This is a genomic window from Sarcina sp. DSM 11001, assembly GCF_900101015.1.
Lineage (GTDB): Bacteria > Bacillota > Clostridia > Lachnospirales > Lachnospiraceae > CAG-791.
Genome location: NZ_FNFZ01000070.1, coordinates 1 through 1,452, shown reverse-complemented (window position 1 = coordinate 1,452; position 1,452 = coordinate 1). Strand labels below are relative to the sequence as shown.

1 pseudogene is annotated in these 1,452 nt (G+C 57.6%); it reads right to left on the bottom strand.

Features of this window, described 5'->3' with window-relative positions:
- Positions 1-1,452 (bottom strand): annotated as a pseudogene (locus BLT02_RS17465) (hypothetical protein); the annotation flags it as partial.

The window sequence follows — 1,452 nt, the reverse complement described above, 5'->3', positions numbered from 1 at the left end:
TGCCCGCCGTGACCTTTGCAGTGTCATAGAGTTCCGCGCCTTTGTCACCGCCGTCGGTGCCGTGTCCGATCGCCAGCGCGCGGTTTGAGCTTGCGATCACGGTGCCGCTGGATATGATGATCTTTTTATCCACCTCTCCGCCTACGCCAAAATCGCCCTCAGCACCGGAGCCGATACCGGCGCCTGAACCTTTCGCAACAGCCTCGACATACCCGCCTGTTATCGTGATCTGTCCGGTAACATTTCCAATGGAACCGGAACCGATGCCGGCACCGCTTCCATTTCCGGTTGCTTTTACCGTTCCGCCATTGATCGTGATCGGAATACGCAAGTCTCCGCCGGTCCAGCTATCATTTCCACCGGCGCCGATGCCTGCGGAAGCAAGCTCGCCATTTGTTTCCAAACAGCTTGCAGTCACCACGCCGCCGTTGATGGTGATCGAGCCTTTTACAAGGTTCTCTGCCATGGCTCCGCCGATTCCTGCACCAAGCGTGCTTTCCGCGGTCACTTTTCCGCCGTTGATGACGATCGTACCGCAGTTGGAATCACCGCCGATACCGGGGCCTTTATAAGAAGACTTTGCGTAAACAACCCCGCCGTTGATCGTGATATATCCGCCGCCACCGTCATCACCGCCTCCGATGCCGGATGACTGATTGTGTCCGGATTCCGCGGTGACTTCGCCTCCCCAGATCGTGATATGGCGGCCGTTGCCTTCGTTGCCGCCGCCAATGCCGGCGCCGTCAGTGCCGCCCTTGGCGTAGACCGTGCCGCCGTAAATGTCGATATAGCCGTTATCACCGCCGGTCTCATCACCGCTGCCGATGCCGGCACCGTAGGTGCCGCCGTATGCTTTGATATTGCCGCCATAGATCGTAATGTGGCTGCCCATCTGTCTCTCGTCGCCGCTGCCGATGCCTGCCGCGTATTTTCCGCCGTGGGCTTCGATAACTCCGCCGTGGATCGTGATATCGCCTACGCCGCTGTTTGGACCGCAGCCGATACCCGCGTCTCCATCGTTGTTTCTGGAATCGATCCTGCCCGTGTCACCGGCCTGACCGTATATTGTCAGGGAGTAACCGGTCTTTACTTCGATTCCGTCCTTGATCTTGACGTCAGCGCCGTCACAGAGAATGATCCTGACGTCGCCGCGGACGGTGAGCGTCGTGCCGTTCATCGTGATATCGCCCTTCGCGACATACCAGGTCGTTTTGCCCTCCTGGCCGATGGTATACCAGCTCGAGTTGAAGCTGTGCAGCAGCTCATAGACAGGACAGACCTTTGGTGTTTCAACAACCTTCTTTCCGTTCCACGACCTTTCGATGTAGCACACATCGTTTGCATTGAAGACCGCAATCACTGTCGTGTCCGCTTCGATCAGGACCATATCGCCGGGTTGCATTTCATTGCCGTTAATGTTCCAGCAGATAAACGACTGACCGTTCGCGGGAG